The organism is Streptomyces sp. NRRL WC-3742 (genome assembly GCF_000720635.1).
Taxonomy (GTDB): Bacteria; Actinomycetota; Actinomycetes; order Streptomycetales; family Streptomycetaceae; genus Kitasatospora.
The window spans coordinates 52867-69046 of record NZ_JOCF01000073.1; the positions used below are offsets into that span (position 1 = coordinate 52867).

General features: G+C 73.0%; 18 protein-coding genes. All 18 read right to left on the bottom strand.

What is annotated here, in order from left to right:
• Positions 1–65: 65 nt before the first annotated feature.
• Positions 66–4019, bottom strand: a complete 3954-nt coding sequence (locus tag IH61_RS0132240) for a non-ribosomal peptide synthetase (RefSeq protein WP_078911565.1) — start codon at positions 4017–4019, stop codon at positions 66–68.
• A gap of 286 nt (positions 4020–4305) precedes the next feature.
• Entirely contained in the window at positions 4306–4518 is a 213-nt protein-coding gene (locus tag IH61_RS0132245; protein WP_031076396.1) for an MbtH family protein, read from the bottom strand.
• A 51-nt stretch (positions 4519–4569) separates the two neighbouring features.
• Positions 4570–5214 carry a 2-hydroxychromene-2-carboxylate isomerase gene (locus IH61_RS0132250; protein ID WP_037973651.1) on the bottom strand — a complete coding sequence of 215 codons (645 nt, stop codon included), beginning with the start codon at positions 5212–5214 and terminating at the stop codon, positions 4570–4572.
• Positions 5215–5283: 69 nt separating this feature from the next.
• Complete coding sequence (fabG, locus tag IH61_RS0132255; RefSeq protein WP_031076400.1) at positions 5284–6030, bottom strand: 3-oxoacyl-[acyl-carrier-protein] reductase; 747 nt, start codon at positions 6028–6030, stop codon at positions 5284–5286.
• Between the two features lie 29 nt (positions 6031–6059).
• Positions 6060–6590 (bottom strand): 3-hydroxyacyl-ACP dehydratase FabZ family protein, encoded by a 531-nt coding sequence (locus IH61_RS0132260; RefSeq protein WP_031076402.1) that lies wholly within the window; start codon positions 6588–6590, stop codon positions 6060–6062.
• Complete coding sequence (locus tag IH61_RS0132265; protein WP_051838454.1) at positions 6587–7012, bottom strand: hypothetical protein; 426 nt, start codon at positions 7010–7012, stop codon at positions 6587–6589. The genes IH61_RS0132260 and IH61_RS0132265 overlap by 4 nt, the downstream gene beginning before the upstream one ends.
• Positions 7012–7272, bottom strand: a complete 261-nt coding sequence (locus IH61_RS0132270; protein ID WP_031076406.1) for an acyl carrier protein — start codon at positions 7270–7272, stop codon at positions 7012–7014. The genes IH61_RS0132265 and IH61_RS0132270 overlap by 1 nt, the downstream gene beginning before the upstream one ends.
• 96 nt (positions 7273–7368) lie before the next feature.
• On the bottom strand, positions 7369–8472 hold the full coding sequence (locus IH61_RS0132275) for a beta-ketoacyl synthase N-terminal-like domain-containing protein (protein WP_031076408.1): 1104 nt from the start codon (positions 8470–8472) through the stop codon (positions 7369–7371).
• A gap of 52 nt (positions 8473–8524) precedes the next feature.
• Positions 8525–8950, bottom strand: a complete 426-nt coding sequence (locus IH61_RS0132280) for a hypothetical protein (RefSeq protein ID WP_051838462.1) — start codon at positions 8948–8950, stop codon at positions 8525–8527.
• An 11-nt stretch (positions 8951–8961) separates the two neighbouring features.
• Positions 8962–9369 (bottom strand): hypothetical protein, encoded by a 408-nt coding sequence (locus IH61_RS0132285; protein WP_031076412.1) that lies wholly within the window; start codon positions 9367–9369, stop codon positions 8962–8964.
• Positions 9369–9725 carry a DsrE family protein gene (locus tag IH61_RS0132290; protein WP_031076415.1) on the bottom strand — a complete coding sequence of 119 codons (357 nt, stop codon included), beginning with the start codon at positions 9723–9725 and terminating at the stop codon, positions 9369–9371. Before IH61_RS0132290 ends, IH61_RS0132285 begins: the two co-directional genes overlap by 1 nt.
• On the bottom strand, positions 9722–10690 hold the full coding sequence (locus IH61_RS0132295; RefSeq protein WP_031076417.1) for a hypothetical protein: 969 nt from the start codon (positions 10688–10690) through the stop codon (positions 9722–9724). The genes IH61_RS0132290 and IH61_RS0132295 overlap by 4 nt, the downstream gene beginning before the upstream one ends.
• A complete protein-coding gene (locus IH61_RS0132300) occupies positions 10690–11553 on the bottom strand; it encodes an alpha/beta fold hydrolase (protein WP_078911566.1) in 864 nt (287 codons plus the stop codon). The genes IH61_RS0132295 and IH61_RS0132300 overlap by 1 nt, the downstream gene beginning before the upstream one ends.
• Positions 11553–12497 (bottom strand): beta-ketoacyl synthase N-terminal-like domain-containing protein, encoded by a 945-nt coding sequence (locus IH61_RS0132305; protein ID WP_031076421.1) that lies wholly within the window; start codon positions 12495–12497, stop codon positions 11553–11555. Before IH61_RS0132305 ends, IH61_RS0132300 begins: the two co-directional genes overlap by 1 nt.
• Complete coding sequence (locus IH61_RS0132310) at positions 12494–13630, bottom strand: beta-ketoacyl-[acyl-carrier-protein] synthase family protein (protein ID WP_031076422.1); 1137 nt, start codon at positions 13628–13630, stop codon at positions 12494–12496. Before IH61_RS0132310 ends, IH61_RS0132305 begins: the two co-directional genes overlap by 4 nt.
• A complete protein-coding gene (locus IH61_RS0132315; protein WP_037973653.1) occupies positions 13624–14889 on the bottom strand; it encodes a beta-ketoacyl-[acyl-carrier-protein] synthase family protein in 1266 nt (421 codons plus the stop codon). Before IH61_RS0132315 ends, IH61_RS0132310 begins: the two co-directional genes overlap by 7 nt.
• Before the next feature lie 62 nt (positions 14890–14951).
• On the bottom strand, positions 14952–15206 hold the full coding sequence (locus IH61_RS0132320; protein ID WP_031076424.1) for an acyl carrier protein: 255 nt from the start codon (positions 15204–15206) through the stop codon (positions 14952–14954).
• Positions 15207–15448: 242 nt separating this feature from the next.
• The gene (locus tag IH61_RS0132325; protein ID WP_031076425.1) at positions 15449–16171 is read right to left on the bottom strand and encodes an IclR family transcriptional regulator; all 723 of its coding nucleotides are present in this window, start codon (positions 16169–16171) and stop codon (positions 15449–15451) included.
• Between the last annotated feature and the right edge of the window lie 9 nt (positions 16172–16180).

Sequence of the window (16180 nt, forward strand, 5' to 3'; positions counted from 1 at the left end):
CCACCCTCGGACGATTCGGTGTTGCGTCAGGACGGCCTGGCGCCCGGACAGGGCCCGGGGCCCGGTCAGGAGGTGCGACGCTCCGGCGCGGCACTCTCGGCCGCGGCGGCGTCGATCGCGCGCAGCTCGTCGGCCAGGATGCGCCCGATCTCGGCGAGCGCCCCGGGCTTCATCAGGTCGTTGTGGTTGCGCTCCAGGTAGTGCGGGGTGATCCGCCCGGCGACGTAGGGGCTCCAGGTGGCCGGGGTCGGCGAGATGTCGACCTTGTCCAGCGAGGCGACGATGACCACGGCGTCCCCGCCGAAGCGGGCGGGCTCGAACTCGTGGACCAGCTCGCGGTTGTTGGCGTAGACCCGGCCGATGGCCTCGATGTGGTGCCGCTCCAGGCTGGCGAGCGAACTGCCCAGCTTGCGCAGCAGGGTGACGACCTGCTCGAAGTCCAGCGGCTTGCGGCCGAGGCGGCGCCGGTCGTAGCCGACCCAGCGCAGCAGGTCGGCGAGGATCTCCTGCTCGCCCAGCTCGGCCAGGGTCTGGCCGGGGTAGGTGTCCAGGATGGCGAGCAGGCCGACCTGTTCGCCCTCGCGCTCCAGGCGGGAGGCGAGCACGTGGGCGACGATGCCGCCGGAGGAGTAGCCGAGCAGGTGGTAGGGCCCGGTGGGCTGGACCTTGCGGATCTGCTCGAGGTAGTCCTCGGCCATCTCCTCGAAGCTGCCGGGCAGTTCGCCGGTGCCGTCGAGCCCGCGGGCCTGGAGGCCGTAGACGGGGTGGTCGGCGCCGAGGTGTTTGATCAGCCCGGCGTAGCACCAGCTGAGGCCCCCGGCCGGGTGCACGCAGAACAGCGCGGGGCGCTCGCCGTACGGGCGCAGCGGCAGCAGGACGTCCAGCGGGTCCTCGCTGCGGCTGTCGTCGTCGAGCCGCTCCCCGTACAGGGCCGGGGTGGGCGCCTCGAAGAGGCTGCGGATGGTGAGTTGGAGGCCGAAGGTCTCGCGGACGCGGTTGACGAGGCGGGTGGCGAGCAGCGAGTGCCCGCCGAGTTCGAAGAAGTTGTCGTCGACGCCGATCCGGGGCAGGCCCAGGACCTCGGCGAAGAGTTCGCAGATGATCTCCTCGCGCGGGGTGCGCGGGGCCCGGTCGGAGACGGCGGCGCCGAGGTCGGGGGCGGGCAGGGCTTTGCGGTCGAGCTTGCCGTTGGGGGTGACGGGCAGCTTGTCCAGGGTGACGAAGGCGGCGGGCACCTGGTGCTCGGGCAGCCGCCCGGCGAGGTGGGCGCGGACCTCGGCGTGGTCGGGGGTGGTACCGGGCGCGGGCACCAGGTAGGCGACGAGGCGGCGGTCGCCGGGGCGGTCCTCGCGGGCGAGGACGGCGACGGCGGCCAGGCCCGGGTGCTGGGCGAGGGCGGCCTCGATCTCGCCGAGCTCGATGCGGAAGCCGCGGATCTTCACCTGGTCGTCGGTGCGGCCGAGGTAGCGCAGGGCGCCGTCCGCTCCCCAGGTGGCGAGGTCCCCGGTGCGGTACATCCGGGCGCCGGGCGGGCCGTACGGGTCGGCGACGAAGCGCTCGGCGGTCAGGCCGCGGCGGTCGAGGTAGCCGCGGGCCAACTGGACGCCGGCCAGGTACAGTTCGCCGGGCGCTCCGGGGGCGACGGGCCGCAGCCCGGCGTCCAGGACGTAGGTGCGGGTGTTCCAGACGGGCCGGCCGATCGGCACGGGCCCCGGCTGGTCGACGCAGCGCCAGGCGGTGACGTCCACGGATGCCTCGGTGGGCCCGTACAGGTTGTGCAGCTCGGTGCCGGGCAGCAGCCGCAGCAGCTTGCCCTGGGTCTCCTCGGGCAGGGCCTCGCCGCTGGTGACGACCCGGCGCAGGCCCGAGCACCCGGCGGCGGCTTCCTCCTGGAGGAAGACCTGGAGCATGGACGGCACGAAGTGGGCGGTGGTGACGCGCTGTTCGCGGATCAGCGCCGCCAGGTAGGCCGGGTCCTTGTGGCCCTCGGGCCGGGCGAGCACCAGGGTGGCGCCCTGGACGAGCGGCCAGAAGAACTCCCAGACGGAGACGTCGAATCCGGACGGTGTCTTCTGGAGCACCCGGTCGTCGGCGCGCAGCCCGAGCGCGTCCTGCATCCACAGCAGCCGGTTGACGATGCCCCGGTGCGGCACCAGGACGCCCTTGGGGCGGCCGGTGGAGCCGGAGGTGTAGATGACGTAGGCGGGGTGGTCCGGGGTGAGCCGGACGGCCGGGGGCGTGGCGGGCCGCTCGGCGAGCTGCGCGCTCAGGCCCGGGTCGTCCAGCAGCAGGTGCGGGACGGCCGGTTCGGCGGGCAGCCGGCCCTGGACGGCCTGCGTGGTGAGCAGCAGGGCCGGGCGGGCGTCCTCCAGCAGCAGGGAGATCCGCTCGGCGGGGTAGTCCGGGTCGACGGGCAGGTAGGCGGCGCCGGACTTGAGGACGGCGAGCAGGGCGACGACCAGTTCGACGGAGCGGGGCACGGCCAGGGCGACGAGCCTCTCGGGGCCGGCGCCGCGCTCGACGAGCAGGTGGGCGAGCCGGTCGGCGCGCTCGTGCAGTTCGCGGTAACTGAGGCTCCGGCCCTCGAAGTTGAGCGCCTCGGCCTCGGCGCTGACGGCGGCGCGGCCCTCCAGCAGCTCGGTGAGGGTGGCGGCGGGCAGCTCGCGGGCGGTCGCGTTGAGGGTGTCCAGGACGAGTTCGCGTTCGGCGGCGCCGAGCAGGTCGATCCGGCCGACCGGCTCCTCGGGGCCGGTGGCGGCCAGGTTGGCGAGGAAGCCGAGGAAGCGGTCCTGGTGGGCGGCGAGTTCGGCCTCGGTGTACAGCTCGGGGTTGGCGTCGAAGTCGACCTGGAGGCCCCGGCCGTCGGAGCGGTCGTAGACGATGACCGACAGGTCGTCGGAGGGGCCGATCGACAGGTTGTGCACGACGGCGCGGTGGGCACCGAAGTGCAGGTCGTAGTCGAACATCATGATGTTGATCTCGGGCCCGGTGAGCCGCTGGTCGTCGGCGAGCAGCCGGCGGTCGCGGCGCAGGTCCTCGTAGCGGTAGCGCTGGTGCTTGAGCGCCGCGCGCAGTTCGACGGTGACCTGGCGCAGGGCCTCGGCCAGCGTGGTGGCCGGGTCCAGCGCGACGCGCACGGGCACCACGTTGGAGACCATGCCGGGCAGGCTGCGCGACGCCTTGCCGAGCCGGGTGGCCACGGGCAGGCCCAGGACGACCTCGGCGGCGCCCGTGGCGCGCTGGAGGTAGAGCGCGGAGGCGGCGGTGACGATCGCGGGCCAGGTGGCGCCGGCCTCGCGGGCGGTGTCGCGCAGCGCGTCGAGGTGCTCGGCGGGCAGGAAGGCGGTGCGGCGCACCAGGCCGTGGGCGAGGACGGGCTTGCGGGCGGACAGGCCCACGGGCTCGGGGCAGTCGGCGAGCCGCGCGGCCCAGTGGTCGCGGTCCTCGGTGAAGCGCTCGGAGGCGCGGTACTCCTGGTCGGCGGCGACGAGGTCGGCGAGCGTGCCGAAGGGGTTCGGCGGGCACTCCAGGCCCTCGGTCAGCGCGGTGTAGACCTCGGCCGCCCGCCGGGCCAGCAGGGCGACGGTGAAGCCGTCGACGACCACGTGGTGGTAGCAGTAGAACCACAGGTACCGGGCGGGGGCGACCTTCAGCAGTTCGAAGCGGAACAGCGGGTCGCGGCCCGGGTCGACGGGCGTCGCCATGGTGCGCCGCATCCGGTCGAGGGCGGCGGCCTCGGGGGCCGGCTCGCCGGTGAGGTCGACGACCTCGAGGACCCGCTCGGGGACGGGGCCGACGGCCTGCCACAGCTCGTCGCCGTCCTGGCCGATCCGCACCCGCAGGGTCTCGGCCTCGGCGACCACCCGGCGCAGCGCCTCCTCGAGGACGCCGGCGTCCACCTCACCCTGGATCTCCAGGTATTCGGCGGCATTGAAGATCGGGTTGTCGGGGTCCAGCTGCTGGGCGAACCAAATTCCCGCCTGAGCGGCTGTCAGCGCTGTCCTGTCTCCGCCGAACATGCTTTTCGATCCACCCCTAGCAGTCGTTTGGCGCGGGATTCTTCCGCAATCGCGGAATCCCGGAGAATGAATTCCAGGAGGAAATTCATAACAAGCCCCGAAACGGCCCTGCAATGGCGATCGCAGGAAGCTGACACGTCTGTTCGAGGCGGCTCCGGAACACTCTCGCACCCGTCGATCGGGGTCACAATCCTCGGTGCATCAAGCTGCCACCCGGGCCCGGAAGAGTGCACGAAGGTGCCCGGCCCGCGCGAAAGGCGCGGACCGGGCACGGGTACTGCGGAGGTCATTCCCCCATCGCCACGACCAGGCTGCGGGGGCGCATGTCGACCCAGTTCTCGTTGATGTAGTCCAGGCACTCCTGGCGGCCCGCCTGGCCGTGCACGACCGTCCAGCCGGCCGGGACCTCGGCGAATACCGGCCAGAGGGAGTGCTGGTTCTCCTCGTTGACCAGGACGAAGTAGGAGGCGCTGTCGTCCTCGAAGGGGTTGGTGGCCATGGCCGGACTCCTCAATTCCTGTCAATTCCAGATGACGGTGACACTGGTCGTTCAGCGGGCGGCGGCCGCCGCCTTGGCGGCCGTGCGCTCGCGGACGGCCGAGACGAACCCGGGCAGGCGGTCCACGCCCCAGAACTTCTCGAAGCCGTCGATGAAGTACGGCACCCCGAAGACGCCGTCACGGTGCACCGCGGCGAGCGCGGTCAGCCCGCGCTCGCGCACGGCCGGGTCGGCGCAGGCGCCGCCGAGCAGCTCGGGGGCGAGCCCCAGCTCCGGGCCGAAGCCCGCGATGACCGCGGGGTCGGAGATGTCCAGCCCGTCCTGCCAGCGGGCCCGGTAGGCGCGGTCGATGAACTCCCGCCCCCGCCCGTGCTCCTGGGCCACCAGGTACGCCAGGTGGGAGACCTCCCAGCGGGGCTCCCGGTCGACGGGCCAGACCATGTCCAGGTTGCGCTCGCGGGCGAGGCGGCGCACGTCCTGGAGGATGTACAGGTGCTTCTCGCGGGACATCGCGACGTACGGGAGCTGGACGCCGCTCTGCTCCAGGTGCTCGTGGTGGTGGTCGTCCGGCTCCCAGAACGGCAGCCAGTCGACGGCCTCGGCGACGTCCGGGTAGTGCCCGATCAGGTCGCGGTAGGCCATCCAGGAGTACGGGCTGCGGAACGAGAAGTACCAGCGCGGCGGTTTTCTCGCCATGGTGCCGCCTTTCTCAGTCTTTCTCAGTCTTTCTCAGTCGGTCTCGGTGACTCAGTTCGTGCCGGTGGCTCAGATGGTGATGCCGCCGTCGATCTGCAGGACCGCGCCGGTGATGTACTGCGCCCGCTCGGACACCAGGTAGCCGACCAGGTCGGCGACCTCCTCGGCCCGGCCCATCCGCTTGAGCGGGATGGAGGCCATGACGTCCTTCAGTGCCCTACCCTCGATGGCCGCCGTCATGTCCGTCTCGATGAACCCGGGGGCCACCGCGTTGACGCGGATGCCGTAGCGGCCGGTCTCCTTGGCCAGGGCGCGGGAGAAGCCGATGATCCCGGCCTTGGACGCCGAGTAGTTGGACTGCGTGGCGTGGCCGTACACCCCGGCGACCGAGGAGATGTTGACGATCGCGCCGGCCTTGCGCTTCATCATGCCGAACACCACGGCGCGGCAGACGTGGTAGACGCCGCCGAGGTTGGTGTCGATGACCTCCTGCCACTGCTCGTCGGTCATCAGCACCAGCGGGTTGTCGCGGGTGATGCCGGCGGCGGTGACCAGGGCGTCGACGGGGCCGAGGCTCTCCTCGACCTCGGCGACCAGTTCGCGCACCGGCTCGGCGGTGGTGACGTCCGCCCGGCGGCCCAGCACGCGGACGCCGTACGCGGCCGCCTCCTTCTCGAGGCTGCGCGCGGCCTCCTCGTCGGACCGGTAGCAGAACGCCACGTCGAACCCGTCGCGGGCCAGGCCCAGCACGGTGGCGCGGCCGATGCCGCGCGATCCCCCGGTGACCAGCGCCACCCGGGAGGTGTTCTCCTCCATCGCTCCTCCATCGGTGTCGTGGCGCGCCGTCATGCGCTCGCCTCCAGCGGTTCGGACGGCGCCGACGGCTCGGACGGCTCCAGTGGCTCGGACGGCCGCAGCACCTCGGCGGGGCGCATCGCCACCACCACGGAGCCCACGGTCAGCACCGCCCGGCCGTCGACCAGGCTCTCGCCCTCGAAGATCACGGTGTCCCCGACCGCGCGGGAGACCCGCACCCGGTGCTCCAGGACGTCCCCGGGCAGCACCGGGTGGTGGAAGACCACCCCGCCCATGCTGCCGAAGAGCATCACCTTCCCGGTGAGCACGTCCGGGTTGGGGTCCTGCCAGGTGCCGAGCAGTCCCGCACTCTGGCACCAGGACTCCACCAGCAGGGACTGCGGGTAGCCGAAGCCCTCCTCCGGGGTGTCCGGGCCGAGTTCGGCGTACCAGGGCTCGTTGCAGGTGACGGCCTTGACCGCGGTGATCCGCTCGCCGGGCACCAGCTCGAGCACCCGGTCGACGAGCAGCATCGGGAAGCGGTGCGGCAGCCGGCCGCGGATCTCCACCTGGCCGCTCATCCGGACACCTCGCCCCGGTAGCGCAGCCGAAGCTTCGCGACATCGCCGCGCGCCGAGCGGATCGCCCCACGCACCTTCCAACCGCCCTCCGCCGCACGCCAGTCGAGGTCCACATCCAGGACGTCCCCCGGGTAGACGGGGCTGGTGAACCTGGTCGACTCGACCTCGGCAAGCTCCAGCGGGCCGGCCCCGGCCGGGGCTGTGGCGAGCACCCCGGCGTGCGCCAGGTCCAGCAGGCAGACGCCGGGGAAGATCGGGAAGCCCGGGTAGTGGCCGGGCAGGACCGTCTCCCCGGCCGCGACGGTGAAGCGCACGGCCGTGCGCGGCCCGTCCGCGGCGGTGACCTCGACCGGCCCGGCCAGCGGGGTGGCCCGCTGCCACAGCGGCCGCACCCGCGTCGGGCTCAGGGTGCCCGCCGTCATCAGCGCGCCCGCACCTTCGCGAGCAGCAGCTCGTAGGCCCGCGCCAGGCAGGTGAACTCCTTGAGCTCGGACTCGGGGATCTTCACCCCGTACCTCTTCTCCAGGACGACGACGACCTCCAGCGCCATCAGCGAGTCGACCTCCAGGTCGTCCACGAAGTCGGCGTCGTCGGTGAGTTCGGCCACCTCGATGTCGAGGACCTTCGCGACCACCTCGCGCAGCTCCTCCAGGTCCAGCACAGCGCTCGGCGCGCTCGTCATGAGTCCGTCCTCTTTCTCGTTGTCCCGAAGCTTGGTGACGATCAGTCAGTTCTGGTTCGTTCAGCGCATCTTGGCCGTTCAGCGCGTCTTGGCCGCTCAGCGCAGGCCGAGCACCGCGCAGCCGACCGAGCCGGCGCGGTCCACCGAGGTGACGACCCCGATGCGCCCGGAAGCCTCGGCGGGCCTGTCCTCGGCGTAGGCGAGCAGCGCCGCGGCCTGGAAGGCGGCCGCGGCCGCCCCGGTGTCGCCGATCAGCTCGGCGGGGGCGAGGTCGACGGCGCCCGCGCCGCCGAGCACCTCGTGGACGGCGGCGGTCTCGGCCTCGCCCTCCGGGCCGGGGGCGCCGGAGCGGGCGACCACGGCGACCTCCCCGGGCTCGACCCCCGCCTGGGCGAGGGCCCGGCGCAGCGTGCGGGCCAGCACGGGCCGCACGTCGCCGTCGAGGGCGACGCCGAGTTCCACGGCGAGCAGTTCGGCGAGCACCGGCTGCTCCTCGCCGTCCTGCGCGGGCGGCTCGACCAGCAGCACGGCGCAGCCCTCGCCGAGCGCGGGGGCGCCCGCGCCCTCGGCGGCGTGGTGCTCGAGCCAGGCGCGGGCGGCGGAGAACTCCTCGGCCGCGCCGGTCAGTACGGTGCGGGCCCGTCCGGCGGCGAGCAGCCGGCGCGAGTAGCTGAGCGCGTGCAGTCCGGCGACGCGGCCGCCGGCGATGGTCGCGTTGGGGCCCTTGAGCTGGTACCAGATGGCGCACTGGCCGGCGGCGCAGTTCATCACCGTGTTGGGGAACTTCGCCGGGTCGACGAAGAAGGGCTCCTGGCCGGTGAGCGAGTCCCGGGTGAAGTCCATCATGCTCTGCGCACTGCCGGTGGTGGTGCCCAGCGCCAGCGCCGCGCGCTCGCCGGTGCCCACGGCCTTGTTGCGGGGGCCGTCCTCGAGCAGGGCGCCGACCGCGGTGACGGCCAGGCCCGTGACGCGGTCCATGGACCGGGTGCCCTTCTTGCCGAGCGCCGAGCGCACGTCGAAGCCGGGCACGACGCAGGCCGTGCCGTCCGAGGTCGGGGCCAGCTCCGGGGCCAGGGCGGCCGCGGTGGTGCGGCGCTCGCGCAGGCCCTGGGCGAAGGCAGCCCGGCCGATCCCGAACGGCGACACCGCCGACCAGGCGGTGATGACCGGGCGCCGGCTGCCGGTCCGGGTGGTAGTCATACCCGCTCCAACTCCTTGCGATCAGAGGTTTGTTGACAGTTGACGGCCGCGCTCACAGGAAGCAGACCATCCGGTACTCGGGCCAGCGCAGGGCGAGTTCGCCGTCCGCGGCGACCCGTACGCCGTCCAGCAGGACGTCGGGGTCGGTCCCGGTGAAGCCGAAGGCGGCGAGCGCCGACTCCTCGGCCCAGACCCGCACCCCGGCGTCGATCAGGGTCCTCAGTCCGGCCCGGGGGTCGGTGAGGGTCTCGACCACGGTGTCGCCGAGGCGCAGCGCCGGCAGCGGCCGGGCGCGGACGGCGTGGGTGGCGGCCTGTCCGCGCAACAGCACGTCCAGTCCGCCGAGTTGGCGGTGCAGTTCGGCGGCGAGGTAGAGCGCGTCGAAGAACTGCTTCTCCAGCGCGCCCCGGTGGCCGCGCTCGACGATGGCCAATGTGCGGCCCTCGGCAGATACCTGACGGTCCATCGGATTACCCATCGGATCACCCATCAGATCACTCCGACCAGGAGGGTCCGGCCGGCCGCCGCCACGTTCGCGGCGTAGCCGCCCGGTGGCCGCAGGACGACCTCGGGCAGGTGGTCGACGGCGCCGCGGTCGTCGCTGCAGAACCGGCAGCCGTACCAGTACAGCTGCTCGGGGAACGCCTTGAGCATGCCCCGCACCAGCGAGGTGGTCGTCGGGTAGACGGTGTTCCACTCGGCGAGGTTGCGCGGCTTGTCCTCCCCCAGGCCCTGCTGGGTGAGCAGGGTCGCGTAGCCGCAGGTCCAGATCTGGACGCTGGCTCCGCGTTCCAGCAGGGCCTGGGTGAGGCGCAGCACGGTGGTGACGCGGTCGTCGGCGTGCGGGGTGCCCATCAGGGTGATGAGCAGGTCGGTCGGCGGGATGCGGCGGGCCATCAGTGCCAGACCACGTTCACGTCGGGGTCCAGCATCCAGCCCGCCACCTCGTCCATCCCGGTGACGCGGACGGTGGGGCGCAGCGCGCCCTCGTCCATCCCGCGCTGGGTGAGGGAGAAGCGGTCCGCCGCGAGTCGGCCGCCGGCCTCCTGGAAGCTGTCCAGCGCGGAGTCGCTGCCCGGCAGGGCGAGGGCGACGCCGTCCTGGACGAGGAACATCAGGACGGGCCGGCCCGCCTCGGCCTGGGCGACCGCGTCGCGGCGGAAGCCCGCCTCCTGCGGGGCGCAGTGGCCCTGGCTCTCGATCAGCAGGTACCACGGCGTGCCGCGCTCGACGGCGGCCCAGGCGTCCGTCACGAGCCGTGCACCCCGTTGATCGCGTCCAGGACGTGCTGGTCGAAGTTGACCAGGCTCCAGTCGCGGCGGTTGCCGATGACGGCGTAGCCGTGGACGATGCTGCCGGTGGCGGTCTTGACGAGCTTGCCGTCGCGCAGGACGTAGAAGTCCATCTTCGAGGTGTAGGTGAAGTCCTTGAAGACCTCCTCGACGGAGTAGACCGTGTAGAGGTCCTCCTCCATCAGCGCCTCGTCGAGGATGCGGATGTCGGAGCGCGGCACGACCGGGATCCACCTGCGGTCGTCCAGCAGGGTCTTGATGGAGATGCCGCGGTCCGCGACGAAGCGGTCCTTGCCCTCCTCCATCAGGCGCAGGTAGCCGGACATCTGGATGCGCTCGGTGAAGTGGCAGTACGGGTACGGGATGTTCCACTTCCACGCGTAGGCGTTGCGGCCCTCGGTGAGCGAGGCGAGGATCTCGGCCTCGGCGGGGGCGGCGGCGGCCTCGGCGCGCTCCAGGTCGTCGCCGAGCTTGGCCACGGCGAAGCGGGCGAGCTGCGCGGGGACCTCGCCGGCGGCCTCCAGGTAGGTGTCGATCCGCAGGGAGACGCGGACCTTGGAGGTGACGGCCTTCAGGACCTCGCCGCCGCGCTCGACGGTGATGGTGACCTTGAAGCCGACGGTCCCGTCCTCGTCCTTGGTCCACGGGGTGACCTCGGCCGTGGCGACGTCGTCCATGTGGAAGGCGTGCAGGATGCGGGTGTCGATGGAGACGATGTCCAGGCCCAGGCCGTGCTCCTCGTAGAGGGCGCGGGCGGGCAGCTCGGACTGGCGGAAGTGGTCGAGGACGGCCTCCTCCACCAGGTAGTTGACGTGCTTGAAGCCGATCCAGGTGCAGATGTTGGAGCCCTCGTAGCGGGGGCGGACCTGGACGGTGGTGGCCGTCGTCAGCAGGGCCTTGACGGCGGTGTCGGTGACAAGGGTCATCAGTGGTGCTCCAGGAGTGTCCGGGGGCCGGCCCCGTGCTGGGGGTCGTCGGCCAGGGTCGAGTCGATGAACTGCCGGATCTCGGCGGCGAACTCCTCGGGCCGCTCGATCATCGGGAAGTGTCCGGTGGGCAGGATGCGCACCCGGGCGTCCGGCAGCGCGGCCGCCAGCGCTTCGCCCTCGCCGGGCGGGGCGGCGAAGTCGTGCTCGCCGCCGATCACCAGGCTGGGCACGGTGATCCGGCCGGTCTGGAGGCCGGGGGTGCCCAGGTAGAGGTCGAAGAACCGGAGCCAGCCGTACGGGCCGACGCGGTCGCGCACCCGGTGGGCCATGGCGCTCTGGATGTCGGCGTCGAGCCGGCCGCCGGAGTGGACCCGGATGCCTTCCTCCATGATCAGGTGGAAGTCGTTCAGGTAGTAGCTGATGGTCTGCCAGTCGAAGTCCTCGGCGGCGCCCCGGTAGAACGGGGAGACGAGGACCAGGGCGCGGACCCCGAAGCGGGTGAAGGGGTCCGCGCCGCGTCGGCTCTCCTGGTCGAGGAGGTCGAGCAGCACGTTGGCCGACATCGAGTGGGCGACGACGACCTCGGCGCCGCCCGGGACGAGCCGCAGCGCCCGCTCGAGCCAGTGCCCGAGCGCGGGGCCGCGGCCCCAGTCGCCCACGCCCTCGCCGCGCCAGGGCAGTTGGGCCGTCCAGAGTTCGAGGCCGTCCGCCAGCAGGCCCGCGCACGGGTCGTAGACGCTGGCGTTGGCGCCGAGGCCGTGGATCAGCAGCGTGCGACGCCCCTGGCCCGCCCGGGCAGGCCCGAGCCGGCGCACCACGACGGGGGCGTCATCGTCGTTCGCCTGCGGGCGGACGGCCATCACGCCGCTCCCGGCGCCAGCAGCACCAGGCCCGCGCTGGCGTCGGCGCTCTCGCCGCCGGACAGGGCGTAGACCGGTCCCGCCCCGCCGTCCTCGAACCAGCCGACCGCCGCGGCGCACTGGAGCACGCCGAGGGCGCCGGAGGGCTCGCCGGAGTGCTCGGGCAGTCCGGAGCGGGGAACGCCGGGCAGCAGGTCCTCGGCGGGCGGGTCGGCGGCGGGCACCTCCCAGCGGACGGGGGCGCCGCTGGAGGCGAGCCGCTCGAGGAGGTCGGCGACGGCCGCGGTGCGGGCGTAGCCGCCGAGCACCGCCCGTACGGCTCCGCCGCGTTCGGCGACGGCGTCGGCGCGCTCGACCACGATGGCCGCGCCGCCGTCGACGGCCGGGCGGCCGCCGGTCAGCTTGCGGACGACCTCGTTGTCGGGCTCGACGCCCAGCACCAGCATCCGCTCGGCCCGGCCGGCCTCGATCATGGTGGCCGCCCAGTGGACGGCGTCCAGGCCGGAGGTGGGGCCGTTGCAGACCATCAGGTTGGGGCCGCGCAGCCCGTAGCGGATCGCCACCGAGGAGGCGATGACGTTGCTGGAGGCGTTCGGCAGGTCCATCGGACTGGTGCCGTTGACGGTCTCCTCGCGGATGGTGTCCAGGGCGCGGGTGACGGTGTCCAGGTTGCCGAAGTTGGAGCTGGCGACGACGCCGACGCTGCCGGCCGGCACCGTGGTCGTCCCGTCCTCGCCGAGCAACCCGGCGTCGGTCAGGGCGCGCAGGGCCAGGGCGTAGCCGATCTGGGTGGCGCGGTCCTTGTAGCGCAGGCCCTTCCTGCCGACCACGTCGGCCGGGGAGACGGCCTCGGCACTGCTCGCCGGGCCGGCTACCAGGGCCTGGACGGAGTCCGCCCCGGGCAGCAGGACGGCGGCGCCGCTCACCACGACGGTCGCGCTCACCGGCCCGCCTCCACGATCGCGACCGCGTTGATCCCGCCGAAGCCGAAGGCGTTCAGCTGGGCAACCCGCATCTGCTCGGTGGCGGCCTCGCCGGTCACGAAGCGGAACTTCGCGGCCTCGTCCACCGGGTCCTCCAGTCCCACGGTCGGCGGTACCCGACCTTCGTTCAGGGCCCGCAGGCCGATGATCAGATTGAGCAGGCCGGACGCGCCGGAGGTGTGCCCGGTCATCGACTTGACGGCCGTCACCAGCGGCCGGCCGGCGTCCGCGCCGAACACCTCGGCCAGGGCGGTCGCCTCGGCCTCGTCGTTCAGCAGGGTGCCGGTGCCGTGCGCCATCACCAGGTCCACGTCGGCGGGCTTGACGCCGGCGATCCGGTAGGCGGCGCGCATCGCCTCGGCGATGCCCTCCGGGGAGGGCGCGGTGACGTGGTAGGCGTCGCAGTTGACGGCCACGCCGCGCAGCCGGCCGTGCGCCGGGCGCCCGCCGTCCTCGCGGCGCAGCACCACGGCGCCCGCGCCGTCGCCCATCAGCACGCCGGTGCGGTTGCGGTCGAAGGGCCGCACCCGGTCCGGCGGGGTGGGGTGGACGCGCTCCAGCAGGCCGTACATGCTCTCGGTCAGCACGTCCACGCCCGCCACGACGACGGTGTCCACCTCCTCCTGCTCCAGCAGGTCCCAGCCCAGCGCCAGCGCGTACAGCGAGGCGGAGCAGGCGTTGGAGAAGGTGTGGGTGTTGTCGGCGCCGAAGCGCTCGCGCAGCGCGGTGCCGAAGTGCAGCCCGGAGTCCGCGAACGGGGTGCCGTCGCGCCACCAGAGCTCGGCCGAGCGCATCTCGCGCAGACCGGTGCCGATCAGCACGGGCACGCCGCCGAGGTCCTCGCCCAGACCCGCGTCCTCGGCGGCCTGGCCGATCGCTTCGATCAGCAGTTTCGTCGCGCGGGCCGGGACGTCCCGGCCGGGCGCGGGCCGGTCGTCGACCTCGTAGGCGTACTGGGCGCGGAAGCGGGTGCGGTCGAAGCCGCGCAGCTCGGCCCGGCCGGTGCGGCCCTCGCACAGGCCCTCGAAGAGCTCGTCGACGCCGCTGCCGGTGCTGGCCACGGCGCCCATCCCGACGATGGGGCGGCTCAGCATGGTGTCTCCTCCTGTCCGTCGTACTTGCCGAGGAGCACCACCGCGTTGTTGCCCCCGAACGCCAGGCCGTTGTTCTGCACGATCCGCAGGTCGGCCTCGACGGCCTGGTTGGGCACGCAGTCCACGTCGCACTCCGGGTCGGTGGTGACGTGGTTGATGGTCGGCGGGATGAACCGGTTGGCGATCGCCAGCGCGCAGCCGATGGCGGCGAGCGCGCTGGCCGCGCCCATCGAGTGGCCGAGCATCGACTTCATCGAGACGGTGCGCGGCGTGTCCCCGCCGAACACCTCGCGGATGGCGGCGACCTCGGTCACGTCGTTGGCCTTGGTGCCGGTGCCGTGCGCCGAGATCAGGTCGACCTCGGAGCGCTCCACGCCGGCGTTCTCCAGGGCCAGTTCCATGCAGCGGGCGAGGCTGGCCTGGTTGGGCGCGACCTGGTGGTACGCGTCGCAGTTGAGGCCGTAGCCGAGCACCTCGGCGTAGATCCTCGCGCCGCGCGCCAGCGCCGACTCCAGGCGCTCCAGGACGAGGACGCCCGCGCCCTCGCCGGTGAGGATGCCCTTGCGGTCGATGTCGAAGGGCTGGCAGCGGTCCGGCGCGATGGTGCCCAACCGGTAGAAACCGGTGAAGGTCTTGCGGCACATCGCGTCGGCGCCGCCGCAGAAGGCGAACTCCGCCTCGCCGGAGCGGACGGCGTCGAACCCGTTGCCGATGGCGTAGTTGCCCGCCCCGCACGCGGTCGGGACGGTCACCGCCTCGACGTTCTCCAGGCCCAGCTCCTGGGCGATGGCGGCCGAGAGCCGCCCGGCCGGCACCCTGCGGGTGGCGACCGGGTCCAACTTCGCGGGGCCGAGGTCGAGTTCGGCCTGGACGAGCTGGTCCAGGTCGTAGGACTCGCCGTCGGTGGTGCCGATGGAGACGAGGCCGCGCCGCTCGCGCAGCTCGCCGGCGTCCAGGCCGGCGTCCTCCAGGGCCATCCGCGCGGCCGCCACCGAGAACTGCGTGGCCCGGCCGAGCTGTTCGACGTCGAGGCGGCGGATCCAGGCGTCCGGATCGAAGCCCACCACCTCGCAGCCGTTGGCGTGGGCGTAGCCCTCGGTGTCGAACACCGTGATGGGCCTGGCCCCGCTGCGTCCTTCGCGGAGCCCCTCGAGGAACTCCGTCGCCCCCAACCCGATGCTGGAGACCACGCCGAGCCCGGTGAGGACCACGCGGTGCGGTCCTTCCCCGTCCGGGTCCACGCCGTGCCGTACCGACATTCCGACCTCCCGATCCGCCTGGCTGCTGGCCCTGGTGCCCGTGCCGCGCACGGGCGTCGGGCCTACCAGCCGGCCGGCTCCGCGACGACGGCGTAGACGCCGTCCAGGTTGACCATGCGGGGCAGCTCGGTCTGGTTGATGACGATGCCGAACTCCTTCTCCAGCGCGGCCAGGATCTCGATCGCGCGCAGCGAGTCGGCGCCGTGGTCCTCCTTGAAGAGGCTGGTCTCGGTGACCTCGTCCTCCTCGATCTCCAGGATGTCGCAGACGATTTCCTTGATGGTCTCAAGGCGGTCGGCACGCGTGCTGACGGTCATTTTCTCTGCCTCTCGAATGGAGCCTGATGGGGCCCTCACGGGGCCCGGTGAAATCCGATCGAAATCGGATGCGCCTAGGATTCGACTGCACCGGATGCGCCGAGTGTTTCCGTCGAATTCGCGCCGGGCTATTCCCCGGGGCGCTGCACGACAATTTCTAACAATTCTGTTCGAGTGCCCGCAAGAACCGCTGCAGCAAGCTGCCAGGACGGCGCGGGGGTATGCCCGGGGGAAGCCGGAAATTACCGGATCAGGCCCTCGGAGAGCTGCACGGCGGCGTCCACCAGCGCACCCGCGAAGCGCCGCGCCGGGGTCCGGGTCAGGACGGCCACCGGCCCGTCCAGGGTCACCGCGGCCACCACCCGGCCGCCCGAGCCGCGTACGGGCGCGGCCAGCGAGGCGACGCCCGCCTCGCCCGCGCCGAGGCTCTGGGCGAAGCCCTGGCGGCGCACCAGGGTGAGCGTGGCGGCGCCGAACCCGGCGCCGCGCAGCGCCTGGTGGAGCACCTCGGGCTCCTCCCAGGCCAGCAGCACCTGGGCGGCGGCGCCCACCTTCATCGGCAGCATGGCGCCCACCGAGGGCCGCGAGGGCGGCCCGCCCCTGGCACCGACCTCCGCCGCCGAGACGCAGACCCTCAGGTCGCCCTGTCTGCGGTAGAGCCGGGCGCTGGCGCCCGTACGGTCGCGCAGCATGTCCAGGACGGGCCCGGCGCCGAGCACCAGCCGGTCCCGGCCGGCCTCGACGGCCAGCTCGCCCAGCCGGGGCCCGAGGACGAAGCGGCCCTGAACGTCCCGGGTGAGCAGCCGCAGGGCCTCCAGGGCCACGGCCAGCCGGTGCACGGTCGGGCGGGCCAGCCCGGTGACGTCGGTGAGGGTGCGCAGGGAGGCGGGGCCCTCGGCGAGCACGCCGAGGAGCATCGAGGTCTTGTCGAGGACGCCGACGCCGCTGGTGTCCACGGCGGGCATCTCCCGGGG